Origin of the sequence: Nostoc sp. C117, assembly GCF_043099735.1 — a bacterium.
In the GTDB taxonomy this organism is placed as follows: Bacteria; Cyanobacteriota; Cyanobacteriia; order Cyanobacteriales; family Nostocaceae; genus Nostoc.
Genome location: NZ_CP170991.1, coordinates 1,358,325 through 1,383,249 on the forward strand (window position 1 = coordinate 1,358,325; position 24,925 = coordinate 1,383,249).

General features: G+C 42.8%; 20 protein-coding genes. 9 read left to right on the forward strand and 11 right to left on the reverse strand.

All coding sequences use genetic code 11. From position 1 onward, the window contains the following. The first annotated feature begins 94 nt into the window (after window positions 1–94). Window positions 95–799: a choice-of-anchor K domain-containing protein gene (locus ACFG4S_RS07010; protein ID WP_392534106.1), complete on the forward strand. Its 705-nt coding sequence runs from the start codon at window positions 95–97 to the stop codon at window positions 797–799. A gap of 511 nt (window positions 800–1,310) precedes the next feature. Here the strand turns inward: ACFG4S_RS07010 and ACFG4S_RS07015 are convergent. Further along, on the reverse strand, window positions 1,311–2,435 hold the full coding sequence (locus tag ACFG4S_RS07015; protein WP_392534107.1) for a site-2 protease family protein: 1,125 nt from the start codon (window positions 2,433–2,435) through the stop codon (window positions 1,311–1,313). 241 nt (window positions 2,436–2,676) lie between these two features. On the opposite strand from ACFG4S_RS07015, the gene ACFG4S_RS07020 reads away from it, so the two are divergent. Further along, the gene (locus ACFG4S_RS07020) at window positions 2,677–3,402 is read left to right on the forward strand and encodes a Uma2 family endonuclease (protein ID WP_392535927.1); all 726 of its coding nucleotides are present in this window, start codon (window positions 2,677–2,679) and stop codon (window positions 3,400–3,402) included. Window positions 3,403–3,493: 91 nt separating this feature from the next. Here the strand turns inward: ACFG4S_RS07020 and ACFG4S_RS07025 are convergent, their stop codons facing one another. Together ACFG4S_RS07025 and ACFG4S_RS07030 are read right to left on the reverse strand one after the other, a co-directional pair. Continuing rightward, a complete protein-coding gene (locus ACFG4S_RS07025; protein WP_392534108.1) occupies window positions 3,494–4,246 on the reverse strand; it encodes a phosphorylase in 753 nt (250 codons plus the stop codon). After that, window positions 4,239–5,129, reverse strand: a complete 891-nt coding sequence (locus tag ACFG4S_RS07030) for a ferritin-like domain-containing protein (protein WP_392534109.1) — start codon at window positions 5,127–5,129, stop codon at window positions 4,239–4,241. Before ACFG4S_RS07030 ends, ACFG4S_RS07025 begins: the two co-directional genes overlap by 8 nt. Window positions 5,130–5,278: 149 nt before the next feature. Between ACFG4S_RS07030 and ACFG4S_RS07035 the strand changes: the two genes are divergently transcribed. The 3 genes from ACFG4S_RS07035 (at window position 5,279) to hpnH (ending at window position 10,092) form a co-directional block, all read left to right on the forward strand. Further along, complete coding sequence (locus tag ACFG4S_RS07035) at window positions 5,279–8,017, forward strand: efflux RND transporter permease subunit (protein ID WP_392534110.1); 2,739 nt, start codon at window positions 5,279–5,281, stop codon at window positions 8,015–8,017. Continuing rightward, window positions 8,017–9,009 carry a hopanoid-associated sugar epimerase gene (gene hpnA / locus ACFG4S_RS07040; protein ID WP_392534111.1) on the forward strand — a complete coding sequence of 331 codons (993 nt, stop codon included), beginning with the start codon at window positions 8,017–8,019 and terminating at the stop codon, window positions 9,007–9,009. Before ACFG4S_RS07035 ends, hpnA begins: the two co-directional genes overlap by 1 nt. Before the next feature lie 63 nt (window positions 9,010–9,072). Then, window positions 9,073–10,092: an adenosyl-hopene transferase HpnH gene (gene hpnH / locus ACFG4S_RS07045; RefSeq protein WP_392534112.1), complete on the forward strand. Its 1,020-nt coding sequence runs from the start codon at window positions 9,073–9,075 to the stop codon at window positions 10,090–10,092. A 111-nt stretch (window positions 10,093–10,203) separates the two neighbouring features. Here hpnH and ACFG4S_RS07050 read toward each other — a convergent pair whose 3' ends face one another. The 6 genes from ACFG4S_RS07050 to ACFG4S_RS07075 all read right to left on the reverse strand — a co-directional run bounded on the left by ACFG4S_RS07050 (window position 10,204) and on the right by ACFG4S_RS07075 (window position 17,547). Continuing rightward, a complete protein-coding gene (locus tag ACFG4S_RS07050; protein ID WP_392534113.1) occupies window positions 10,204–11,301 on the reverse strand; it encodes a 2-aminoethylphosphonate aminotransferase in 1,098 nt (365 codons plus the stop codon). Window positions 11,302–11,429: 128 nt separating this feature from the next. Beyond that, the gene (aepY, locus tag ACFG4S_RS07055; RefSeq protein ID WP_392534114.1) at window positions 11,430–12,647 is read right to left on the reverse strand and encodes a phosphonopyruvate decarboxylase; all 1,218 of its coding nucleotides are present in this window, start codon (window positions 12,645–12,647) and stop codon (window positions 11,430–11,432) included. 560 nt (window positions 12,648–13,207) lie between these two features. Continuing rightward, window positions 13,208–14,863: a phosphoenolpyruvate mutase gene (gene aepX / locus ACFG4S_RS07060; protein WP_392534115.1), complete on the reverse strand. Its 1,656-nt coding sequence runs from the start codon at window positions 14,861–14,863 to the stop codon at window positions 13,208–13,210. Window positions 14,864–14,985: 122 nt separating this feature from the next. Further along, window positions 14,986–15,777 carry an NTP transferase domain-containing protein gene (locus tag ACFG4S_RS07065; protein ID WP_392534116.1) on the reverse strand — a complete coding sequence of 264 codons (792 nt, stop codon included), beginning with the start codon at window positions 15,775–15,777 and terminating at the stop codon, window positions 14,986–14,988. 404 nt (window positions 15,778–16,181) lie between these two features. Beyond that, window positions 16,182–17,024 carry a cyanophycinase gene (locus ACFG4S_RS07070; RefSeq protein ID WP_392534117.1) on the reverse strand — a complete coding sequence of 281 codons (843 nt, stop codon included), beginning with the start codon at window positions 17,022–17,024 and terminating at the stop codon, window positions 16,182–16,184. Window positions 17,025–17,349: 325 nt separating this feature from the next. Beyond that, window positions 17,350–17,547 carry a hypothetical protein gene (locus ACFG4S_RS07075; protein ID WP_392534118.1) on the reverse strand — a complete coding sequence of 66 codons (198 nt, stop codon included), beginning with the start codon at window positions 17,545–17,547 and terminating at the stop codon, window positions 17,350–17,352. A gap of 510 nt (window positions 17,548–18,057) precedes the next feature. Between ACFG4S_RS07075 and ACFG4S_RS07080 the strand changes: the two genes are divergently transcribed. Further along, entirely contained in the window at window positions 18,058–19,968 is a 1,911-nt protein-coding gene (locus ACFG4S_RS07080) for an acetate--CoA ligase family protein (RefSeq protein WP_392534119.1), read from the forward strand. Window positions 19,969–20,143: 175 nt separating this feature from the next. Here ACFG4S_RS07080 and mutL read toward each other — a convergent pair whose 3' ends face one another. Beyond that, window positions 20,144–21,841 carry a DNA mismatch repair endonuclease MutL gene (gene mutL / locus ACFG4S_RS07085; protein ID WP_392534120.1) on the reverse strand — a complete coding sequence of 566 codons (1,698 nt, stop codon included), beginning with the start codon at window positions 21,839–21,841 and terminating at the stop codon, window positions 20,144–20,146. 101 nt (window positions 21,842–21,942) lie between these two features. Between mutL and ACFG4S_RS07090 the strand changes: the two genes are divergently transcribed. The 3 genes from ACFG4S_RS07090 (at window position 21,943) to ACFG4S_RS07100 (ending at window position 23,508) form a co-directional block, all read left to right on the forward strand. Then, entirely contained in the window at window positions 21,943–22,245 is a 303-nt protein-coding gene (locus ACFG4S_RS07090) for an acylphosphatase (protein WP_392534121.1), read from the forward strand. Beyond that, entirely contained in the window at window positions 22,238–22,396 is a 159-nt protein-coding gene (locus tag ACFG4S_RS07095; RefSeq protein ID WP_392536160.1) for a hypothetical protein, read from the forward strand. Before ACFG4S_RS07090 ends, ACFG4S_RS07095 begins: the two co-directional genes overlap by 8 nt. 164 nt (window positions 22,397–22,560) lie before the next feature. Further along, window positions 22,561–23,508, forward strand: coding sequence for a glycosyltransferase family 2 protein (locus tag ACFG4S_RS07100; protein WP_392534122.1), 948 nt, complete (start codon window positions 22,561–22,563; stop codon window positions 23,506–23,508). A gap of 186 nt (window positions 23,509–23,694) precedes the next feature. On the opposite strand, the gene ACFG4S_RS07105 is transcribed toward ACFG4S_RS07100, so the two are convergent. Further along, window positions 23,695–24,873: a zinc-dependent alcohol dehydrogenase gene (locus tag ACFG4S_RS07105; protein WP_392534123.1), complete on the reverse strand. Its 1,179-nt coding sequence runs from the start codon at window positions 24,871–24,873 to the stop codon at window positions 23,695–23,697. Window positions 24,874–24,925 lie beyond the last annotated feature (52 nt).

Below are 24,925 nucleotides of genomic sequence, written 5' to 3' on the forward strand. Positions count from 1 at the left end.
CAACAAGATATTGGCGTATTTTCGGTAAATTTACTACGGTAGACTGGAGACTTACTTTAGAGAAGCTCCAGGATGATAATTAAAACCTAAGTTTATGAAACTGAGTTTAGTTTTTGCTACTACCGTATCTAGTTTTTTTGTGAGTGTAAGCACAGCATTTAGTTTTGCTGCTCAAGCAGATGCTTTCGCTTTTTCTGGTATCTCCACTGGTACATGGGGACAACCCACTCCAGGAAGCCTTGATACTAATCCCATATATACAGGTGTGGGAAGCAACACGTTTACTTGGGGCGAACCTTCTTTGCCGTCTACACTTCCAAATAAACTAATTTTTGATGGAAGTTCATTTTCACCAGATATCAACTCTGTATTCAAAATAGGTGATTTGAGGTACTTTAACGAAACAGTACTCAAAGGCACAAGTGTTGAATTTGTACCTTTAAATCTCAATGTATCCGTTAACCCGCCTGTTGGAATTAACCAAGTTTTTGACTTTAACTTCCATCTGGTAAATACACCTAATACCTCAACAAATCCTGACGAGAATGCAGATTTTGTATTTATAGACACAAATTTACGTGCGAATACTTTCACGTTTGAAGGCAATAAATACACACTTGAACTAACTGGTTTTAATCCAGATGTTCCTCAGTTGAGTATTAAGGCTAATGAAGGAGGCACGACTACAACGGCAGTTTATGCCAGAATTAAGGCCATACCAGAACCTGGAGCAATAGTTGGTCTATCCCTACTAGGAATATACCTGATACCCCGTAAAAAATCCTTGCAGAGCAATTGAAGAATACAAAATGGGCTACTACGCCCCGCTGCGCTAACAGAACTCAGGACAAGAAAGTGGGAGATTCATACTCGCCACTTTTTTGCATTGAAGATTGACATTGAAATGCATAACGAACTTCCAAATAAAAAATACTCAACTACTTCTTGTGGTGTGGGCGACTACTTCTTGTGGTGTGGGCGACACCAGCGCCCGTCAGTAAGGGCGGACAAGATGTCCACCCCACAAGATTGGATAATTTATTTCTTGGTAATCTCTAAGTGATTCCCTTCCCGCACCATACGGGCGCAAATGTTTCGTTACGAGTTTGTGCAATTAATAAAAAAACTCCCTCAGAATTCAATACTTTTCGGTTAAACCCAATAATCTCTTTTTTGGTCTGGGGAAAGGTTAAAGGGCAATGGGGAAAGTGAAATTACAAACCCTTTCCCTTTCCCCTTTCCCCCTTAACCGAAAAGTATTGCCTCAGAATTTCTGACGGGAGTTAAAGAAAGAATATTATTTAAAACAACTATGCAGGGTTAAGTTGGGTTCGGCTTTGCAATAGTCGAATAATTTCAGCTTTTTCTAAGATTCCAACCAAGACGCCGTTCTTACTAATTACAGGAAGTACGGTTACTTTTTGTTCTTCAAGTAGCTGCATAACTTCTAAAAGAGGTCGATCGCTTTGAACTGTGGTAGATTCTGTAATTGGTCGCATGACTTCTTTGATTTGAGTTTCTGACCAGAGTACAGTAGGAATGCTTCGTAAATTATCAATACCGATCGCACCTACTAATTGTCCATCATCATCAATCACTAAAAACCGATTCCAATTTTGTCCACTTACAACCCGCTCATCAGCAAACTCTCTCAGGGTAAGATTAGCAGATACAACCGGGCTATCGGCAGTTACAGCATCTTCAGCCGTCAAACCTGTGAGTTTCTCTTGCACTCTGGCAAATTGAGCCGCATTACCAGCATTTTGCAACAAAAAGAAGCCGATTAACAAATTCCAGAAGTTACCGAAGTTGCCAAATAATACTAGGGGAAGTATACCTGAAAGAACTGCTACCCAACCAAAGATTTGTCCAACTCGACTGGCAAAAGTTACACCTTTATAAGGATTGCCTGTAATCTTCCAAACGATCGCTTTCAATATATTTCCACCATCTAAAGGCAAGCCAGGAATCAGGTTAAACAGCGCTAATGCCAAGTTAACAGAAGCTAAAACAGCTAAAATTGCCGCTAGCGGTCCTGATGCAGAGCTAGTAACACCAATCGCTGTAAGCGCACCAAAGAGTAGTAAGCTAACTAGAGGTCCAGCGATCGCTACCCAAAAAGCTTCACCTGGAGTTTTCGACTCTTTTTCTAAACTTGCTAAACCGCCAAATATAAATAGTGTAATGGATTTGACATCAATTCCCTGACGAATAGCAACGAAACTATGTCCTAATTCATGGGCGACGACAGAGGCAAATAACATCAGCGCTGTCATCAATCCTAGTAACAAAGCCAATCCCGCAGACAATTGGGGAAATTGCGCCCCCAATCCACTACTATAGCTCCAAGTTACCAAACCCAGAACTAAAAACCACGATGGATGGATGTAGAAGGGAATTCCGAAGAGATTACCAACGCGAATTGTGCCATTCATGTCGTTCACCTTTGATTTCAACTGTGAGAGGTTTGCTTTTGTTCCTCTCGTGTCTTTAGTGTAACGAAGTGTTAAGCAATTTTAATCTTTGCCATAGTAGTGGTGTCCGTCCGTAGAGGTGTGGTTATTGGGAATTGGGCATTGGGCATGGGGCATTGGGTAAAGAGCAGAGGGAGAATGACAAATGACCAATGACCAATGCCCAAATAAAATAAAGATAAATCAACAACCAACAATGCTTATGGCAACCCAACTTGGTGAAACCAAATCATCAACTCAACTGGTGATCTCTTGGGAAGCGTTACCGAACGATTTTCAGCTAGAGGATAAACCAGTGGAAAATACAGGTCAGCCAATCTTGGCTGGTGCTTTGCGTGAAAGCTTAGAAATTAGTGGTTTCATCCAATCCCAGATGTTAATCGCCTCAAATTTTGGACTGTGTGCCACAATCAACGGACAATTTATTATCAAAGCACCTGATTGGGTTTATGTGCCATCAGTGAATCAGATTTTAAAAGAACGCAAAAGCTATACACCAAACTTAGAAGGGGATATTCCGGCGGTGGTGATGGAATTTCTCTCAGATACCGAAGGGGAAGAATATTCATTTAAGCGAACTTATCCCCCAGGAAAATGGTTTTTTTACGAACAAATTCTTCAAGTCCCAATTTACGTAATTTTTGACCCAAATGGCGGTTTGTTGGAATTTTATCAACGGGAAAATGGACGCTATGAGTTAAAACAACCTGATGAAAATGGTCGTCATTGGATTGATTCAATGAGTTTATATTTAGGAACGTGGCAAGGAATAAAAGAAGCGCGAACGGGTTATTGGTTACGGTGGTGGGATGCAGCAAGTAATTTGCTACCTTGGGCGGTGGAACAGATTGAACAGGAACGTCAACAAAAAGAACGGCTAATTGCTTATCTACAATCTCAGGGTATTGACCCGAATCATTTACCTTAAGTAAATCGGTGTAATTAAAACTAACTGATAGAAGCCGTCCTTTGTCATTGGTAAACTTTAATTTAAATAAGATTTATCAAAAAAGTATACTTTAATTATTTCCGCCTTCAAACAACAAATTTGTCACTGTCTCTAACACTTTTAATGCTTTTAATGAACCTCTAATTAACCGAGTAGCAGCAATGGGTTGGCGAAGCATTGTCATCGCTAGGGGCAAAGGACGCAGGGAACCATCAGAGTTGATTGCTGGTGTGAGATCGGGGATATCGTGCTGACAATCGTCGCTGACTACTCGCAACATTGCCACATCTACCCCAGCTGTATTAAAAAACTCTAAAGCGGTAAATCCTTCCATATCAACAACATCAGCCGCCAAAGTCTCACCCAAACGTTGTTTTTCAGCCGCAGACGAAATTACCCGATCGCTCGTCAATGCCTTAACTAAATTGAGTGCTGAGTTCTGAATGCTGAGTTTTGAGTGCAATTGTGCTGTGAAAGAGCGATCGCATTCTTGCCGTTTTCCTTCATAAAGGCAATCCTGATACAACACAATATCACCAACACCATAGCGATCGCTCAAGCTGCCACATAAACCTACAATCAGCACTCTCGCTTTTACAATCCGAATCTGATTCTTCCCCTTGTCCCCTTGTCCCCTTGTCTTCTTGTCTCTTTCTCCAATTCCTGGGGATTGTTGCAGATATTCAAGTAAAGGCTTCATCCCAACAGGTATGGGTAATACCGTTGGGATGGAACCATTCACGCCGCGTAATCCGCGACACACGGCTTGATATTCTGCACCCTGAGGAACCAGAATTGTATCAATGGGCAAAAAATTAGGCACTAGCGCTCTCGATATTTTGCAGTTTGCGTTTAGGTATTAATTGGAGAGTGCGGAGGGCGATATTGGCAAGTCTGGGCAATAATTGCGGTTGCAGTAATCGAGGGTCATATTTGCTCATCCGCCGCTGATTTTCCACCAAGCAAATTTCCAGAAATTTTTCTAGTGTGAGGTCTTTGGTAAAGATGTTGGTAGCAGTGGGGACAAAACTAGTCCTGCTGGCGTCAGCATCGCTAAAGACGGCAATCAGATTGCTGAGTGCCTTACCATAGTGCCAGAGGGTTTTGGCATTCCGTAATGGGGTAAATCCCTGGCCACGCTCAATTTGTGTATAGGTAAACCAGTTGATAAAAAACACGATATGGCGTGTCTCTTCATCTATGATGGGATCAAAAATAGTGAAGATTGACTCTGGAAAAACATCAGCTTCACGGGCGATCGCAAATAGCCCGTAAGCAAAAAAAGTATCCAGACACTCTTCAAAGCCAAAGCGCGTAAATGTTGGCTCAATATTTGGGGGAATTTCAACGGGGGGACGTTCTGGCATTTCGATGCCGTAACGGTCAATTAATGTTTTGAGGAGGCGAGCGTGACGTAATTCTTCTCTACCTTGCAGAGCGATCGTAGCTTGTAAAAGCGGATCGCTTAAGGTTTGTGCGTAACCACTAACTATTGCTCCGGCTTCTCGTTCTATATCTAGAGCTTTCTCCCAAAAGGGAATACTGCGTAGCAAATTCAAAGCTGCATCATCCAGATCTGGCCAGGGAAGATTCTCAGGTTCGTATTCCCTGTAGCTTTCGGTAAAGCTCCGACAGAATAATTCCTTATGCTCGACAGAACCAAGTTTCATGGCTAAAGTTCCATTTTGTACTAAAAATTTTGCCACATCTGAGTCACAATAAGTAATATACCTAACTTGATGCAAGTAGCATATTAGCAATTGCCAAAAGGCTGGCTAGGATTGGATTTTTTCATTTTGAATTTTGAATTTTGAATTGCTTAATAATTGTGTCATCCGCACGATAATTTTCCAAGATGGTAAAGCCTCATAGCTCAAAATCCGCACGAGAACTCTTCAATATTTCTAAATTAGCGATTAAATTTTCGTGGCTGACCGTCAGTTTTTGGATTGCCGTCACGGTAGCTGGTATTCTTGCTCTTAGTTCCCTAAAGTATGCATTGTTTCCCGATATTACCTTTCCAGTGGTAGTAGTAAATGCTACAGCCCCCCTAACAAGCGCACTAGATACAGAGGCCAAGCTCACTCAACCAATAGAAGAGCGCCTCCGTTCTTTAGAAGGACTGGAGAATATCCGCTCGTCCAGCTATCCTGGTCAAACTGCTGTTAGCTTATCTTTTGCTGTTGGTACGAATTTAGAAACATCTACCAAAAAAGTTGAAACTGCCCTCAAGCAATTGACTCTGCCTCAGGGAGCAACTTCTAAAATTATTCCCCTGAACTTGAATGAGTCAGCCGCCATTAGTTATGCCATTGAGAGTCCGACGCAGAATCTCAGAGATTTGACTAAGTTGGCAAAAAACGAGATTGTAAGTGCGATCGCTAAATTACCAGGAATTCTCAAAGTCTCACTTCTCGGCGATGCCACTGCAACTCCTCCTCTCACAAGTGCCGCAGCTCTTCCCCAAGGTGGGGGAACATTAGTCCGGTTTAACGGCCAAGACGCTTTGGCATTTCAGGTAATCAAACGCGGTAACGCCAACACCTTAGAAGTGGTGAGTCGAGTTGAAAAAGAAGTCCAAAGGCTACGCTCTAACCTGAAAGATGTCAAACTCACCCTAGCTGCTACTCAGGCAGAATATATCCACCAAGCCACCCAATCAACCATCGATTCTCTACTGGAAGCAGTATTGTTGTCCATTGTGGTGATCTTTCCATTTTTGTGGAATTGGCGAGCTACCTTGATTTCCGCTTTGGCGATTCCTACGTCTATTTTGGCTACGTTTATCGTTATGGCGATTTACGGCTTCAACCTAGAGACAATTACACTGCTGGCATTAGCTTTGGTAATTGGCAGTATCGTTGATGATGCGATCGTTGATGTAGAAAACATCATGCGACACATCGATGATGGAGAAAATCCTCGCCAAGCCGCGCTTTTAGCAACAAATGAGATTGGATTGACAGTTACAGCAGCCACCTTGACAGCAGTAGCCGTTTTTCTGCCTATAGGTTTAATGGGTGGCGTCATCGGTCAGTTCTTCAAGCCCTTCGGCATCACCGTTTCCGCCGCAATGCTGGCTTCGATGCTAGTTGCGCGGACTTTATCGCCTGTTTTGGCTATCTACTGGCTAAAACCAAAACCCTCTGCTTCCCCTCGTCAGGAAGGAAAAATTTGGGTCGCCTTTGCCCAATCTTACAGAAACTTACTAAGTTGGTCTTTAAATCACCGCAAGATAGTTATCGGATTAGCTGTACTCAGTTTCATTGCAGGTATATTACTGATTCCATTAATTCCCAAAGGATTTATTCCTAAATTAGATCGCGGTGAATTCAATATTGCTTATACCGCGGCTTTGCCGAAGATTCCAGATTTGGCAAGTAGGGGAGCAGGAGGAGTTGGGGAAGCAGGGGAAGCAGGGGGGGAAAATTTAACTCCCTCATTCCAATCCCCAGTTCCCAATCCCCAATCCCCAATTCCCAATCCCTTGAACGATTCTCTCGATGTTGCTAAAAAACTCGAAGAGGTGGTGAGAAAATCGCCAGCAGTGGAAACGGTATTTACCACTGTTGGTTCGCGTGAGGGTGAGCCGAACAAAGGCAACTTATATGTGAGGCTCAAAGAAGACCGCAAAATCACAACTGCCCAATTACAAGACCAGTTACGCTCCTCCTTACCAATTCTCCCTGACGTAACTACCAGTGTTGAAGACATTCAATTTGTGGATACTGGCGGTCAAAAACCTCTTCAGTTGTCATTACAGGGTAATAATCTTGCATCTTTAAGCAAAGCTGTCAAGGCAATTAAAGAACGGATTCAGAGAATACCCGGTTTTGTCGATGTGACAGTTACAGGTGAAACGAATTCCCAGGGGACGGTTTTGCAAATTGAGCGGCTGAATAATCAGCGGGTAGCCTATATCAGTGCTAATCTTGGCAAGAATTTATCCTTGGGTGATGCTACTGATAAAGTGGTGGCTGAAGCCAAAGCGGTCTTACCCTCTGATGTTTCCTTAGATTTAGGAGGAGACTCTGCTAAATTGAACGAAGTTTTTGGCAGTTTCGGCAGTACTCTGGCTCTGTCTGCTTTGTGCATTGTCGTGGTACTAATTTTGCTCTTCAAAAGCTGGGTAGATCCTCTAGTTATTGGTATCTCTTTGCCTTTGGCACTGGTAGGGGCAATGTTAGCGTTACTAATCACCAAGAGCGACTTTGGCATGATCTCACTGATTGGCTTCGTGTTTTTGCTGGGGCTAGCAAATAAAAATGCCATTTTACTGGTAGATTACATCAATCAGCTACGCAGTGCTGGCTTAGACCGCACCGCAGCGATCCTCGATACTGGAGTAGTGCGCCTCAGACCAATTATGATGACCACGGCTTCCACTATTTTAGGGATGTTACCGATCGCCTTAGGTTTAGGTGCTGGTTCGGAATTGCGATCGCCAATGGCTGTAGCGATCGCTGGCGGACTAGTAACTTCAACTATCCTCAGCTTGATTGTTGTGCCGGTAGTCTACACCATTTTGGATGATTGGTTTCCCCGCTTCCAGGAGAGGGAGAAAAAAAAACATGAGGCGATGGGGAAAATTTAATGCAGGTTTTTGTCACGGGGGGTACGGGTTTTATTGGCGCTCACTTGGTACGGTTGTTGCTGCAACAAGGATACACAGTCAAAGCGCTAGTACGCTCTAGCAGCAATCTGCAAAATCTACACGGTTTGGAGGTAGAAATTGTCAAAGGCGATTTGAACGATCCAAATCTTTGGCAACAGATGAGCGGTTGTCAATACCTGTTTCATGTGGCAGCTCATTATTCCCTCTGGCAAGCAGACCGAGAGTTACTCCACCGTCATAATGTTTTAGGTACGCGCAATGTATTAGCAGCAGCCCAAAAAGCGGGGATTGAACGCACCGTTTACACCAGTTCGGTGGCGGCCATTGGGGTAGGCTCATCTGGTGAAGTCGTTGATGAAACACATCAGAGTCCCTTAGAAAAGTTGGTGGGTAACTACAAAAAATCAAAATTTTTGGCTGAACAAGAAGCGATACAAGCCGCTGCTAAAGGTCAGGAAGTAGTGATAGTCAATCCCAGCAGTCCCATTGGCTCGTTAGATATTAAACCCACCCCCACAGGTGATATAATTCTGCGATTCTTGCGGCGAGAAATGCCCTTTTATTTAGATACTGGTTTGAATTTTATCGATGTGCGAGATGTTGCCTGGGGGCATTTACTGGGCTTGCAGCGGGGTAAATCTGGCGATCGCTATATCTTAGGTCACCAAAACCTCAGCCTGAAGCAACTACTAGAACAACTCGCCCAAATCACAGGTTTGAGGACACCAGAACGAAGTATACCTGCTTGGATACCCCTGAGTGTTGCTTGGGTTGATGAAAAAATTCTCGCACCACTGGGAAAATTGCCCTCAGTGCCCATTGATGGCGTTCGGATGGCAAAACAACCTATGTATTACAATGCCACAAAGGCAGTACGAGAATTGGGTCTACCCCAATCTTCGCTCAATGGCGCACTCCAAGATGCTGTAGAGTGGTTTGTTTCTCAGGGTTATGTGAATGAGCGCAAGTAGAGGCGCAAATCTATACACCCCAACAGTGGTGTTTTTATCTTTCAAAGAGGAGCGATCGGAATCATGGCAGTTAATTTACAACAAGCGATCGATATTGGCAAGTATTTGGTTACTCAGCGTTTGTTGGGGCGCAAACGCTTTCCTTTGGTATTAATGTTGGAACCACTTTTTCGGTGTAATCTAGCTTGTACTGGTTGTGGTAAAATTCAACATCCAAAGGAAATATTAAAGCAAAACCTCACCCCAGAACAGTGTTTTACCGCAGTGGAAGAATGCGGCGCACCAGTTGTCTCAATTCCTGGAGGAGAACCTCTGCTACATCCCCAAATTGACGAGATTGTGCGGGGATTAGTTGAGCGCAAGAAGTATATTTACTTGTGTACCAATGGTTTGTTGTTAGAAAAGAACCTGGATAAGTTTCAACCTTCCCCTTACCTGACTTTCAGCGTCCATTTAGATGGGATGCGGGAATTGCACGATCGCTGTGTCGATCGCCAAGGCGTTTTTGATATTGCTGTCAAAGCCATTCGCGCTGCTAAAGCTAAAGGTTTTCGTGTCACCACTAACACGACTATCTTTGAAGGTACCCAACCCAAAGATATGCAAGAGTTCTTTGACTTTCTGGAAACCCTCAATACTGACGGGATGATGATTTCTCCTGGTTACAGCTATGAGTGGGCACCAGATCAAGATCATTTTCTCCACCGCGAACAAACCCGCGCTCTTTTTAGAGAAATTCTTGCTCCCTTCAAAGCTGGTGAAAAAAACTGGAACTTCAATCACAATCCCCTGTTCCTAGATTTTCTCACAGGTGAGAAAGATTACGAATGCACGCCTTGGGGTAGCCCAAGTTATAGCGTTCTTGGTTGGCAAAAACCTTGCTATCTCTTGAATGAAGGTTATTATTCTACTTTCAAAGAATTACTAGGAGAAACTGACTGGAGTCAATACGGCCAGAAGAGTGGTAATCCCAAGTGTGCTGATTGCATGGTTCACTGTGGTTACGAACCTACCGCTGCAATGGATGCAATGCAACCGCAAAATATGGCACGTGCCCTTGGTAGTGTGTTTGGGAGGAATTAAAGAACTTGCAAATCAAAAATACAACTGACTAATCTTGATAGTTTAGAAGTCGCAATTAAAGCATTTAAGCTACAGAGTAGCATCAAGCGGAGGAACTCCTACTCCGCTTTTTTAATGTCTTTTGGAAATAATTTGTTTAACAACAGCAATAAATCGTTCCATATCAGCGTGAGTAATAGCTCCCATTGTCGATACTCTAAAAATAGATTGAGCTAAATTTCCTTGTCCAGAATAAATTACATAATCCTCTACTTTGAGTTGGTCGTGAAATTCCTCATAGCTGAAATTATCTGGTAAATAGTAGGCATTCAAAACTACAGATGAACTTCCTTGAGGAAGTAAAGATTTAATTCCCATTGAGGCTAATCCTTCCCTGACTAAGTTTGCAAGTTGGCTGTAATAGCTGTGTCTAGCACGCCATCCTCCTGCTTCTGCCATTTCTTGCAAAGCTTCTGCTAAAGCATAAAATGTCTGTACTGATTGAGTAAAAGGTGTACCGCCTTTATCCTGTTGTTGGCAATAGGTTGCTAAATCTAAATATAAAGTACGGGGGATTGTGTCTAATGATGGCAGCGCATCCCGTCGCAGGATGACAAAGGAGGTTCCTGGGACGCCATGCAGACATTTATTGGCTGTTGCAGCACAAGCAGTAATTCCCCAATCCTCAAAATTCAGTTCCTCGGCACCAAAGCTGCTAACTGTATCTAGTAATAGTTCGATGCGGCGTTCCTGACAAATTGTAGCCAGTTCCACCAAGTTATTTAGACGACCAGTAGTAGTTTCGTGATGGACAACAGCGAGGTGGGTGATATCAGCGTTTTCATCCAGGAGTTTAACTAAACTTTTGATATCTATTTCAGCATCCCAAGGATGGGAAAGTGTGATGTAATCAATGTCGTGGATTTTGGCAATTTTGGATATTCTTTCGCCATAGACGCCGTTTTCAATAACCAGCAGTTTCCCATTCCTAGGTACTAAAGTGCTGACCATCGCTTCCATCGCGGCTGTACCAGAACCGGTGAGTAAAACTGCTGCCCAGCGATCGCCCCGAAGACCATAAACTTGAAGTAATTGTTCGCGTATTTGGGTTTGAAGTTGAGAAAATTCCACTTCCCGATGACACAAATCAGGACGTAACAGCGCATTTCTCACGCGATCGCTCAAATTAACAGGACCAGGATTTAGTAAAATCATTTTGATATTAGTCATTGGGCAGTTGTACTGAGCGACTCGTGCTGAGTTTCGACTACGCTCAAATCGAGCGACTTGCACTGAGCGGCGTCGAAGTGAGTCGAGATTCAACTACGGCGGAGTCGAAGTAGCCGAAGTATTACGAATTACGAATTACCAATATGTTTCACAAAGCGTTGCAAAACTGCTTCCGGCGTAAGGTTGGGTCGAGGTAGGTTTTCTAAGGTTCCGGGACGAATTTTTAGATGAGCGAATTTCGGTCTAGCGTCGGTATCTGCGGTAAATAAGGCATCTAAAAGGGCGGGGTCGTCTCCGGCTAATGTGACGCCGTAACCGCAAGCTTCGGCAATTTTGGCAAAGGAAATACCCGCAGAAACGGTTGCTTGTCCGCCTGTGGAATCGTGCGCTTCATTGTCTAAGAGAATATGGATTAAATTAGCACCGCCATAAGTGCCAATAGTAGCAAAATTCCCCATTCGCATGAGTGCTGCACCGTCGCCATCAATGACTACCACCTTCAGGTCTGGACGTGCTAAGGATAGCCCCAATGCCATTGAGGAAGCACAGCCCATTGAGCCGACCATATAAAGATGATTGGCGCTGTCTTTACTGGCAAACAGTTCGCGCCCGGTGTATCCTGTAGTGGCAATTATTACAGTGTTTTCGATATCGGTGAATTGTAGAATCCTGGCTAGTGCTTCGCTGCGGGAAACTCGTTGTTCTTTGTTTTCCTGAAAAAAGCTTTGCTGAACATGAGGGCGACTACTATCTTCCCGTTTGAGGATAGAAGAACGGGTGAGTGGATGAGGTGCAATTGCTCCTTTACGCATAATTAGAGCATAAGGACAGCGCTCTTGTTGCATGTAGGCTGTGGCTCTTTGCAGGACGGGTTCTATTTGTGCTGCGTCTGTGGGAAAATATTCCCAAGGTATAGTCATAGTTTGCAGCAATTTATCTGTGATTTGCCCCATTAATTGATGTTGTGGTTCATCTTGCAAACTGCGATCGCCTCGCAATGTACAAATAACTAATAATGGAATCCGAAAAATATAAGTGAGCGACGTTAGCGGGTTAACTGCATTTCCCAAACCGGAGTTTTGCATCATCACCACTGCATGTTTGCCAGCAATTGTAGCTCCCGCAGCAGTGGCTACAGCATCTCCCTCGTTGGCTGAGGAAATATAAGTCAGTTGAGCGTCATTAATGACGTAGTTAATAAAAGGCGTCAGAAAAGAACAAGGTACGCCAGTATAAAAATCAAAACCCAAATTTCGAGCAGCTTCTACAAATTCCTCTGCTTGAATCATAAATAATTTATTTGGAGATGGGCATGGGGCATTGGAAGTTATAACAAATGATGCCACTTGTTACTCTACAAGAAGCGGCGTTGCCTCTACAAGTCGGCAATGTTGCCTGAAATATTAGGGTGGGTTAGGGCGTGTTTTCAAACTGCTCGTTTAGCCTCCTAACTTTTTAGATCCCCCTAAATCCCCCTTAAAAAGGGGGACTTTAAGAGACTCTTCGCCCCCCTATGGCGTACACACAAGTCGAATTACCCCCCTTAATCCCCCCTTATAAAGGGGGGAAATCAAAAATTTGGTTCCCTCCCCTTTATAAGGGGAGGGTTAGGGTGGGGTAAAACCGTGATTTCTCAGCTATTTCTGTGTGTACACCGTAGCTTTTTAAGGGGGTTGGGGGTATCTAAGACTTTGAAAACACGCGCTAGTGCAGGGCAATGCAACAAAGATGCAGGGCAATGCAACAAAGATGCAGGGCAATGCAACAAAGATGCAGGGCAATGCAACAAAGATGCAGGTCAATGCAACAAAGATGCAGGTCAATGCAACAAAGGTGCAAGTCCATGCAACAAAGGTGCAAGTCCATGCAACCAAAAAATTATATTCCATGCCCAATACCCAATACCCTATTGCTTCAATTGAAACGCCAAATCCAGGTCATCTAAGGAATTAACATCTAACCAATTACCGCGAATATAAAGCACCTTAATTGGTTTACCTTGCTCGATTAAATAATTGCATAATTCCGGCAAACCCAAACTGTTAAATTCTGGTCGTGTTTGCAACTCATTAAGTGCTTCACTTATCCACTGTCTACCTTCACTTCGTAAGCGCAGCATTCCAATCCAGCGTCCGCAGGAATTCCCCAATTGAGTTTGCGTTGCTTTGGAGATATGCAAAAGGTTAACATCTTGTCCAAAGATGGAAAGGTCATCGGGAATTGAACAATAAGCATAGTCAGGGGAACCGCTAACTGACTTACTGTTAATTACAGAATCAACCACAGCCACAATTTCTCCAGGACATTCTAATAAATCCCGCAGGATATAGCTTCTAAATAGTAAATCGCCGTAAAGTACCAGCATTTCCTCGCCAAAGCTGTCTTGAGCGCAAGCTAAGGATGCTAATTCTCCAGTTGTTTCATAATCTGGGTTGCGGATAACTTTTGTTCCCGCAACATTAATAGTTTCTGCTTTGTAACCAGCGACAACGGTAATATCGTTGATGGCAAGTTTCTTGAATTTGTCCACCAACAGCCTAAGCAGGGGTTTACCTCCAAGGGGTAACATGACTTTTGGTTTATCTTGCGTCAACCCAGCTAACTCTTGTCCTCTGCTAGCAGCTAAAACGATCGCTTGAGTATGGTGGCGTCCGTTGCTGAAGTAGCGTTTTTCGGCTTCTAGGAGTTCATCGGCTCCCTGTAATCGAAAAATTTCTTTGACTGGCGCAATATCATCTTCAATGTTGATTAAAGTTTCGCTGGCTTGAACTTCTCGGGCGATCGCTTGCATACTGGTAACAGCCGCTCGAATTAGATGGTTTGCCCAGATGACCAAATTAACTTCGGCTTTGCGAAACACATCGGTTGCGGTGCTGTAATATTTGGTCGGTATAATCACTAATGGCGATCGACCCGCCCATTCTTTCGCAAAGGCTAGCACTTGGTCAGGACGCGATGATTTACTATGAATCAAAATCGCGTTTGCACCTGCGGTATGATAAGCTTCAGCTCGCCGCAATGCTTCGGAAAGATCCCAACCGGCAATCAAAGCTTCCAGTCGGGCGACGATACAAAAATCTGCATCTGTTTGGCTATCTTTACCTGCCTTAATTTTGCCGCAGAATTCATCAATATCAGCCAGGGATTGGCGACTACCGTTAATGAAACTATTGGTTTTGGGAAAGAGCTTATCTTCAATACAAACTCCAGCAATACCCCGCTGTTCTAACTTTTTCACCAAGCGACGCATATTATTAAAGTTGCCATAACCTGTATCGCCGTCTAATAAAATGGGGATAGTGGTTACATCAGACATGAACTCTAGCATTTCTACAACTTGAGTCCAACTGGCTTCGTTATTATCTCGAACGCCAAATTGAGCCGAAAGAGCTAATCCACTCGCCCAAATTCCTTTAAATCCAGCTTCTTCCACAATGCGGGCGCTAATTCCATTGTGGGCTTCCATGATGAAGTCAAGTTGCGGCGATTCTAATAATACCCGCAGTTGGGAACACTTACTTAAGTTTGTAGTGGTGGCAACGGGTGCAAATATTTGATCCATCTATTGTGATTTTGTTAAACTATGTGATATTTGAATTTTGGTGTTGCTGAGTGAAAATATAAATTTGTATCACGCAGAGGCGCAGAGACGCAGAGAGTAAGAGTTGATTTTTGGGTTATGATTTATGGTTCCGTCTCAAAAGTATCTTCTTTTAGAGAATTTATATTATCTAATACTTCAATTTTGGGCAAAGTTTCATTTTGAGCGCGTTGAATATCCTGGGGAAAATCGATTTCTAGCCAAGGTAAATCGGTGATGTCTTCGTAACCAAATATCTCTGGAGTTTCTAATAGCAAATCCCGAATTACTTCTTCATAAGGTTGATCGTGGAGTCCTTCCGCAATATATTGTTCTGTGCGGCTGGCGAGACGTTGAGCGATCGCATTTTCAAACCGAAAGAATCCCACGGACTCGCCAGCGAAATCATAAGCCAGGTTCAAAGCCACTTGTTTGCGAAACTCCACTAGATAACCATCTTTGACACAAAGCTTCACGGGTTCATCTCCTGCTTCAAAATTCCGATCCAGCAAGAAGCAGTTAGAGATATTGGTCTTGACTAGTCTTTCGATAATTTGGCGATCGTACAAAACATCTGCATCCATTAACAAAAGGCGATCGCTAGCATTGAGATATTGACGTAAACTCCACAAGCTGATAATGCTACCTTTGGTATAGTCAGGATTGTAAACTGTACTAACCCAATTTTCCGCTCCCAATGCTTTGATTTCATCCTGAATTCTTTGTGCCTGGTAACCTATGACAATTACAACTTCGTCTATCTGGTAATGACGGAGATAGTTCAAATGGCGCTCTAGCAGAGATTTACCGTTAAATCTCAACAAGCATTTGGGTTGGATTTGTCCCTCTTTACCCAAACGTTGTCCAACACCAGCAGCTAATATAAATGCCTTCATCGTCAAGTTCTTAACAAAGCTCAAACACCAAGAAGTCTGGAATTAGTTGAATTTTCCCAGTATTTTATAATGACTGAGTTTTGCTCAATTCAAAGAATATTAAGTAATTCTTAATATTCTTTGAAGATGGAACAAACTAACTCTCTATGATCCACACAGAAACAAATCGACTATTTAGGGATTTCCAAGTAAAAAATATTCCATCGTTGTGTATGCAGAGGAAGCAGAGGAGGCAGAGGAAGCAGAGGAGAATGTATGAAAATGGGATAATTTCTTTAATTGGAAGTCCCTTATAAGGGACTTCCAATTAAAGAAATAGACAAGGGAACAAGGAATAATTTACTTCCTCATCTCCCTCATCCCCTCATCTCTATTCCTAAAACTTAACTGTTTGTTGCTTAAACTCAACTCACTCCTACAGAGACATTTGCTACAGACCCATTATTTAAGATCGGCTGGCGGGTCTTCAGGTCAAATTTGAAGCCGTGCGGCAAAATATGAAGCTTGGCTCCGCAAATCGCCAAGGACTCATCCTTCAAAATTTCACCCATATTGTTATATGTAGCCTCTGATTCATCGACAATTGTGACCGCACCTTCACCAATTACTTCAATTTGGTTATCTGTCACAACCATCGCCGTATTCTCATCAATACCGAATCCCAAAACAGCAGGCTCTAATATCAAAGCTGAAATTAAGCGTCCTAAGCGTCCACGCTGCGAAAAATGCTGGTCAATTACCACACCTGGCAAAAATCCCAAACCAGGACCCATTTCCACAGTTTCAATCCGCGGATGGGTTTGAGAATCACCTTCAACAATCATTTTATCGGGCATTACAGCAGCTCCGGCACTGGTACCTGCAATAACTACACCTTCAGAAAAACGTTTGTGAATCGCCGTATCAATTTCAGTATCCTTGAGGATGCTAGTAATACGAGCTTGGTCTCCTCCAGTAAAAAATACCCCAGTTGCTTTATCAATAGCTTGCAATGCCGTAGATGAAGACGCATCATCACGAGTTTCTGTATCAATTATGCGAACATTCTCAGCTCCCAAACGCTCAAACACTCGAATATAATTTTCCCCCACTTCTCTGGGTAGTTCTGTCGCCGCTGTCATGATCACAATGTATGCTTTTGTACCTCCAGCACGGCGCACAAAGTCTCGTAAAATTTGCGAATCTCCTTCCTTGTCTTCAGCTCCGCCAATAATTACCAATTGTCTTTTAGGATTATTTTCCACCATATTGCCCCCTGATTTGATTTAGATAAATCTCAATAAACCATGACAATTAAAATTATAATATCTTCCATTTGATAGATAACTTGAAAATCGGTAGTATTAAAAGTTGCGAGCGCAGTAAAACTACATCAAAAACCATAATCCTTAAAACTCATTATCCATAAGTAAATAAACCCCTGAGCGGCAACTGCCTCTAGAGATATTTTCTAGAGGCATTGTTGAGTATATTGCTAATTGGCTATTGGAGATTTATCCTACAATCGTCAAGTAAATTATATTAACTTTAGCTGCGATATCTAAAGCCATGTATTGAACTAGAAAGCTCTAATTAATCACGTTTGTAAAGCAAATTAGTTAAGAAAAAACGTGCTTGTTCTAGTGGAAAATGCCTGGGTTTGCCTTGATAGACGATTTGATACTCTTCTTTATCTGCCCCATCTCCATGTCCAGAAATCAGTTTGCAGTGAAAAGCCTCCTCAGCGAGTAGTCTAACTTCATCTCTTAGAGCAGCTTGTGTGCTATTCATAGTTTCCTGTTTCCTTAATGTCTCCTTAATACCCTTTATCATTTATATAATTTATTGGTAAAATATCGCACCTTTCAAAGGTTATATCTTTGATTAATCATCAGGATGAATTGACTCATACAAGAGAATTCAGAAGTCAGTCTAGGCTACGCTCCGCTAAGCTAAGGCTTTATAGATATAGTAGCAATCCTAAATCAGTTGTGAAATTACTCGTTGAGGCAAGGAGGAAGTATTCAAAATGTACTTTATTTTTTTCCCAAATGAAATAGGACTGTCATATAACTACGAAACTTAGGCTGTGTATTTTCTCTGCCTTGAAATGTTCTGTATTTATTTTACTCATGAATCGGCATTTAATTATGCCCTGAGATAGTTAAAAATGCTGAATAATATGGTTAGTCTAGGTTCGGTTCAAGTAAATGGCAAAGCCATAACTCTCCAATCAATAAGTCTGAGTAACCATAACTCAGCATCTCAAGTTCAGGGTGTTTAGCCAAAGGTTCGTAATCAATGGTTCAACAAAAAAGCAGTGATTTAGTCCGCATTAATGCCAGAAGAACAGATGTATTCGATATTTTCAACTTCAAGCATTACATCGGATCTAACCCCTATTTAGATAGAGGTGCATTAGTATTTGATTTTGCTCTAGTTGAATTTAGACAGCCTTTGCCTATTGAGGATTATATTTCGAGAATTGGCGATCGCTATCCCCACCTGGGCAACCAAAGCTACGAATCCTATGCTGATTTATTTGCCCAAGTGGTGTCAGAAGTCGGAAAGCTGGATATGGATTTGCACCTCAACCACTGGAGTGTCAAGTCACATCTAAAATATACGCGAATTAGTGTCGAATCCCTACACGAACGCACAACCAGAGAAGTAGCCTACTTTGTTTGGGATTGGTTTGAAACCATTACTCAAGACGAAGATTTTTACTTTGACGATCAGTTAGTGAGGCTGCAAAATAAATTCCGCGCCTCTGTCTATGGTGGTCCCACCGTCTACGCCTTGTTGCGAACAGCCTACGAAAAAGGTATTCCCGCATTTTATTTGTGGGAAGAAGGATTGATGCAATACGGTTTTGGCAAAAAACATGTCCGGGGGATAGCAACAACATTTAATTGTGATAGCCATCTAGATTCGGAATTTACAACCCGTAAAGATGACTGCAAGGCATTTTTGAAAACTTTGGGTTTCCCAGTCCCCGAAGGCGATATTGTCTTTTCTCCAAAGGAAGCTTTGGCGGCAGCTAGAAAAATTGGCTTCCCAGTCGCAGTTAAACCAGTGGTCGGTCACAAAGGAATTGGCGTCACAGCTGATGTCCAAGACTTAAATGAACTGGAGTCTGCTTATAATCGCGCACTGGCAGCCATTCCCGAAGATCAGCTACCCCGAATAATTGTCGAAAAAAGCATTTCTGGATCGGATTTTCGCTTGTTATGTGTCGATGGCAAATTTGTCGCCGCCACCGAACGCCGTCCAGCATCGGTTGTCGGTGATGGATATTTAACTATCGCCGAATTAATCCGCCAAGAGAACCGCAAACCTGCACGTTTAGACTCACCCACCTCACCCATGAGTAAAATTCTCGTGGATGATGCGATGGAACTCTACCTAGAGGAACAACGCTTGTCATTGGACAGTGTGATCGAGAAAGGGCGCACTGTGTATCTGCGTAAAGTTGCCAATCTTTCCGCTGGGGGTATGAGCATCGATGCAACACGGATAGTTCATGATGACAATATTATCTTGGCGCAAGATATTGCCCAACATTTTCAGTTGACTTGCTTGGGTATTGATGTCATTACCAAAAGTCTTTCTGAATCTTGGAAATCCAGTAACTTTGCCATCTTGGAAATTAATGCTGCACCAGGCATTTTAATGCATCTTAAACCTTCCGAGGGTGAAAGCGTTGATGTGCCTTCTCGGATCTTAGAAACGTTTTTTGAGTCCGGTACAGATGCGAGGATACCGATTATTACCTTTAATAAAATCTCAGTTGAAGAACTGCAAACAACGATTGACCATATTCTTTTGCAACATCCAGACTGGATAATCGGCGCTGTTTGTCGTGACGCAGTTTTTGTGAATCGTTCAAAAAAAGTATTAGGCAAAGATTACAACAGCAACGTCCAAACTTTGCTGCGTCATCCAAAAGTTGATTTGCTAATTGCCGAGTATAGCGAAGATATCCTAGAGCAAGAGGGTATGTTTTATCAGCGTAGTAACTTAGTAGTTTTGGATAATCCCACCGAAACTGAGATGATGTTGTCGCGGGATATTTTTGAGGGTTCTACTGTGGTGATTAAAAAAGACAACAACATTTCTATTCGTCGCAAAGGATTTGTTGAAGACTATAATTTAGGTGAAGATGAACCATTTACACGGGTTTATTTGAAGGAAACTGGAATGATTTTGTAAGTTAAGTCGATTTTATTCTGTAGGAATCATATTTGATTTCTGAAAAAATCCCAGTATTTGTAGGGTGTGTTATGGCTTATGCCTAACACACCAACAGTCAAGATTGTGCATTACTATATGTACTTCTACAAATATTTAAAAAATCAAATACTAGTCCTATAAATCACAAAATAATTCAAATTCCATGACTTTTTCCAATGACCCAATTACGCCGGAAAAAGCGAGCTAAAGACGACTCTTCTAGGGATAAATAAATTGGGCGTCCGTGGGGACAGGTGCGGGGGTTACGGGTGCGTTGCCAATCATCTAAAAGTGTCTGCATTTCTTGCAGATTCATTGGTGTACCGTTACGAATTGCACTACGACAGGCAACAGCTACTTGAGCAGTTTGTAAGTCACCTCCCAAACTCAATTCTAAAATTGCTTCCGCACAATCCTCGCGCTGCTGTAATATTGTGGGTAGGTTACGAACTGCCCAAAGTTGTTCGCCAAAGGGTTCTATATCTAAACCGATGCGTTGCAATTGGGATACTTGTGCTGGTGACAATTGATAGAGAATAATTGAAGGTTCGACAGAAACGAGTTGCCAATTATCACATAATTGCTCATACAAAACTCGCTCATGGGCAATGTGCTGTTCTACTAACCACATCCCACCAGAATGTTCGGCAACAATATAAGTATTACTCACTTGTGCCACAGCTTTTAAAGAAAGCTGAGTATTATCTGGTTCCTTTGAGTTTTTCGGATTGAAATTGTAGCCACCTTTGGCTTCTGCGGCTTTGAGTAATTTACTAACTCGTGTTGTGTGGACAGATTCTTTGAGATTGGCAGAAGAGATGCGGAGTGCTTGGTTAATTGCTTGGGTAATTTGTTCTTGCCAATAAGTGATTTCGTTGAGATAAATTTCTGTTTTTGCGGGATTGCGGTTCCAGTTAATTTGATCTGGGGAAATGGCAAGATGTAGGAAACAAATTGGATAGCGATCGCGTGGTAATGTTCTATGAAATGCTGATAAAATTGTTTGCTCTAATTCTGGTGTCTTTACCATCCGTCCATTGATAGCTACACGTACCCAATCTGGACGATGACGATGGCAGCGATCGGGTAATCCTACCACTAAAGTAAGTGCTGAGTTGGGAGAGACAAGAGAGACGCGATTCATCGCGTCTGTACAAGGGTCGGGTATTTCGAGTTTTATTTCTTGCAAATCACCCTGCCGCACTTGTGGTAAAATCTGCGTTAATAGTTGCCCTGTTGTGGCAGATGGAGAGATGGTGAACCATTGACGGTCATTTTGCCAAAGCTGCCAAGTAACCTGGGGATGACAGAGGGCGATTTGGTGAATGGTTGCTTGCACGGCTTTCATTTGCTGTGCGCCTGTGGGCAATCCTTGACGACGTGATGAACAGTCACCAAAAAGATTTGAAACTGTAACTACTGTACCAGGTGCGATCGCAGTTACTTCAACTTGCACAACTTCCCCAGCATCACCATAGACAACTCGCCATCCTAATCTTTCGTCCACAGGACGACTCAAAATTTCCAAATCTGCCAGAGTCGTTAAACTGTGCAAGGCCTCACCACGAAAACCCAAACTGTTAATTTTCCACAAATCGCCACTAGAGCGAATTTTACTGGTGCTGTGGGCTGTGGCGGCTTGTTGCAAATCATCTAGGTTCATTCCACAACCATTATCTGCCACACGAATCCGCCATTGCTGCGGCCATAGGGAAACAACAATTCGCGTTGCTCCTGCGTCTAGGGAATTTTCTACTAATTCCCGCACCACAGAGGCTAAAGAGTCGATGACCTCTCCTGCTGTAATCAGATATACGACTTCTGTTGGTAGAGCTTGAATAGTAGATGCCATAAATTTTATTTTATAGCTTCTGGAGACAGAGTGAGTCGGAGAGTAAAAATAGCATAAATTTTTATTATATTTTAAAGAAATCGTAAAGAATAGACTATTTTATGCAGAACTACACATCACTACCAAAGATTGTCCGTGCCCATGTATTCATTTCTGGCCGAGTCCAAGGAGTGGGTTATCGCTATTCCACTGTGGATACAGCTAGCCAGCTAGGATTAACTGGTTGGGTGCGGAATCTCCCCGATAGTCGAGTAGAGGCAGTTTTTGAAGGGGCGCGAGAGGTTGTAGATGAAATGGTTCGTTGGTGTCACTCTGGTCCACCGGCTGCTGTGGTGCAAGAGGTTTTAGTTCAGTATGAAGAACCGGAAGGCTTGCAGAGATTTCAAGTTAAGCGAGTTGAGTAGGAAATTAGTCAGTGGGTATGAGGCATTTGGTCAAGATAAAACAGGTAACTGTGCTAATGCAGATCCATTTGTCAAAATTAATAATGTTCTTTACAATCAAGACGGCTTAAAACCACGCGAACGGGTTCCCCAACAGGGTAGGTTTGTGTAGCCGCTATTTATAATCGCCTGGTATATTTGCAAAGGTGAGATGCTCCCTATGGGTTGCTTGTGTTGGGATATAATCCCCAGACGCTCGAAAACTCGCTATCACAAAACGTAATTGCGTTAGCGTAGCGGGGCATAGCTCATTGCTAATTGTTTAAAGTATAGAGTATGCCAAAAATTACTGTTTGTATTCCTACTTTTAATCGTGTCAGTCTCTTACCTTATGCGATTGACAGTGTACTTAATCAGTCTGAGCAAGACTTTGAACTAATTGTTTGCGATGACGGTTCTAGCGATCGCACACCTGAGCTAATGTTAGAGTACGCAGACCATCGGATTAAATACATCCGTCATCATCAAAATATTGGTAAAAGTAATAATATGCGCTCTGGTTTTGATGCTGCCAGTGGTGAATATTTCATGAAATTTGATGATGACGATCGCCTAACACCCGATTTTCTCGCAAGTACGGCAGCTATTCTCGCTCAAGATTCTAGCATTGATTTTGTTGGCACAGACCATTGGATAATTGATATTAACAATCTGCGGGATGAGGTAAAAACTCAAGAAAATTCTCATCGCTGGGGAAGGAAGAATTTATCGGCAGGTGTTGTAGATAATTTACTGGAAGTTGTATTTATTCATCAAAGCTTTCAAGTTGGAGCAACATTATTTCGGCGTCAAACATTGCAAGAATTAGGATTTATGTTGCCCAATATGCAAAATTGTGAGGATAATGATTTATTTGTGCGTCTAGCTTTGGCTGGGAAAAAGGGTTATTATTTACCAAAATTATTGATGGAATATCGCTCTCATGCAGAGCAGCAAGGTATTAATCGAGCTATTCCTTATTTGTTTGATAAAATTCGCTATCTAGAAAGTTATAAGTTTGAGTCGGAAAAACTAGAAAAAGTTAGGCTCAATCGTTTAAGTGAAACGCAATTATTATTAGGTTTGCGTTTAATTGAAAAGGGAGAAACGCAAAAAGGCAGAGAGCTAGTTTTAGCAGGACAATCTTTTTCAAATGCTAAAGCTTGGACTGGTTTAGGATTATCCTTGTTACCTATAGGGTTGCGAGGTAAGGCGTTTGATGCACTGCGACAGGTGCGGCGTTAGAGGGAGTTTGAAAAGCAACCAAGGGTAAAAATTTATGCCAAACGCCGCAGCACGATCCGGATTGTAACAAGATACATAAATGTCTCCGAAGTTTGAGGCAATAGCTCGTAGTCTTTATTCAAACACCGACAACCAGCCCAAGGTTCTTTCTACTTATCGATCGCGGTGTTTGATAGAGCGTGGGTTTCAAGCAGCCTGACCGGGCTTAAGCACGACTTTGATGCAGTTATCTTTCTTCTGGTTGAAGATTTCGTAACCGTGGGGAGCTTGCTCTAGCGGTAGACTGTGGGTGATTACAAATGAGGGATCAATATCGCCGTTTTGAACGCGATCGAGTAGCGTCTGTAAATAACGATGTACGTGGGTCTGTCCTGTTTTCATGGTTAAGCCTTTGTTCATAAAAGCACCCATCGGCATCTTGTCTACAAAGCCTGTGTAAACACCGGGAACCGACACTGTACCGCCTTTACGACAGGCAACGATCGCTTGACGTAAGACATTGGGGCGATCGGTTTCCAGTCGCACCGCTTGCATCGCCTTGTCATAGAAGCCTTCCAAACCCATACCGTGAGCTTCCATCCCCACCGCATCCATGACTGAATCGGGACCCAGACCCCCAGTCATTTCTTTGAGGGCTTCACCTACGTCAATTTTTTCATAGTTCAAAATTTCTGCTCCACCGTCTTTTGCCATCTGGAGCCGTTCGGGAACGCGATCGATGGCGATGACGCGCCCAGCACCGAGCATGAAAGCACTTCTGATGGCAAACTGTCCAACTGGGCCGCAACCCCAAATCGCCACTGTATCCCCTGGTTGGATGTCACAGTTTTCGGCTGCCATATAACCTGTAGGGAAAATATCAGTGAAAAATAGGACTTGTTCATCTGCCAGTCCATCAGGAATCTTGAATAACCCGACATCGGCAAAGGGAACGCGGGCATATTCGGCTTGACCTCCTGCGTAACCCCCAGTTAAATGAGAGTAACCAAAAAGACCCGATGGGGAATGACCCATCATTTTTTCTGCCATCCAAGCGTTAGGGTTGGAGTTATCGCACAGCGACCATAAATCCCGATTGCAGAAGAAACATGAGCCGCAGGAAATTGTAAAGGGGACAACGACGCGATCGCCAACTTTTTTATTCTTAACGCCACTGCCTAGTTCAACAATCTCTCCCATGAATTCATGTCCCAAAATGTCGCCTGCTTTCATTGTGGGGTTGTAGCCGTTATATAGATGTAAATCAGAACCGCAGATCGCTGTTGAGGTGATTTTGACGATCGCATCACGTGGATTAATGATTTTGGGATCGGGTACAGTTTCAACTTCTACCTTGTTCTTACCTTGCCAACAAACTGCTTTCATTGCTTGAGTTTCCTAAAGTTAAGTTGTTCGGGAAATGTGAAATCTATTTACT

Bases quoted from the DNA above. Each gene is read 5' to 3' on its own strand.
- ACFG4S_RS07010 (WP_392534106.1), top strand. From the start codon at position 95: ATGAAACTGAGTTTAGTTTTTGCTACTACCGTATCTAGTTTTTTTGTG.
- ACFG4S_RS07015 (WP_392534107.1), bottom strand. From the start codon at position 2,435: ATGAATGGCACAATTCGCGTTGGTAATCTCTTCGGAATTCCCTTCTAC.
- ACFG4S_RS07020 (WP_392535927.1), top strand. From the start codon at position 2,677: ATGGCAACCCAACTTGGTGAAACCAAATCATCAACTCAACTGGTGATC.
- ACFG4S_RS07035 (WP_392534110.1), top strand. From the start codon at position 5,279: ATGGTAAAGCCTCATAGCTCAAAATCCGCACGAGAACTCTTCAATATT.
- hpnA (WP_392534111.1), top strand. From the start codon at position 8,017: ATGCAGGTTTTTGTCACGGGGGGTACGGGTTTTATTGGCGCTCACTTG.
- hpnH (WP_392534112.1), top strand. From the start codon at position 9,073: ATGGCAGTTAATTTACAACAAGCGATCGATATTGGCAAGTATTTGGTT.
- ACFG4S_RS07050 (WP_392534113.1), bottom strand. From the start codon at position 11,301: ATGACTAATATCAAAATGATTTTACTAAATCCTGGTCCTGTTAATTTG.
- aepX (WP_392534115.1), bottom strand. From the start codon at position 14,863: ATGGATCAAATATTTGCACCCGTTGCCACCACTACAAACTTAAGTAAG.
- ACFG4S_RS07065 (WP_392534116.1), bottom strand. From the start codon at position 15,777: ATGAAGGCATTTATATTAGCTGCTGGTGTTGGACAACGTTTGGGTAAA.
- ACFG4S_RS07070 (WP_392534117.1), bottom strand. From the start codon at position 17,024: ATGGTGGAAAATAATCCTAAAAGACAATTGGTAATTATTGGCGGAGCT.
- ACFG4S_RS07075 (WP_392534118.1), bottom strand. From the start codon at position 17,547: ATGAATAGCACACAAGCTGCTCTAAGAGATGAAGTTAGACTACTCGCT.
- ACFG4S_RS07080 (WP_392534119.1), top strand. From the start codon at position 18,058: ATGGTTCAACAAAAAAGCAGTGATTTAGTCCGCATTAATGCCAGAAGA.
- mutL (WP_392534120.1), bottom strand. From the start codon at position 21,841: ATGGCATCTACTATTCAAGCTCTACCAACAGAAGTCGTATATCTGATT.
- ACFG4S_RS07090 (WP_392534121.1), top strand. From the start codon at position 21,943: ATGCAGAACTACACATCACTACCAAAGATTGTCCGTGCCCATGTATTC.
- ACFG4S_RS07100 (WP_392534122.1), top strand. From the start codon at position 22,561: ATGCCAAAAATTACTGTTTGTATTCCTACTTTTAATCGTGTCAGTCTC.
- ACFG4S_RS07105 (WP_392534123.1), bottom strand. From the start codon at position 24,873: ATGAAAGCAGTTTGTTGGCAAGGTAAGAACAAGGTAGAAGTTGAAACT.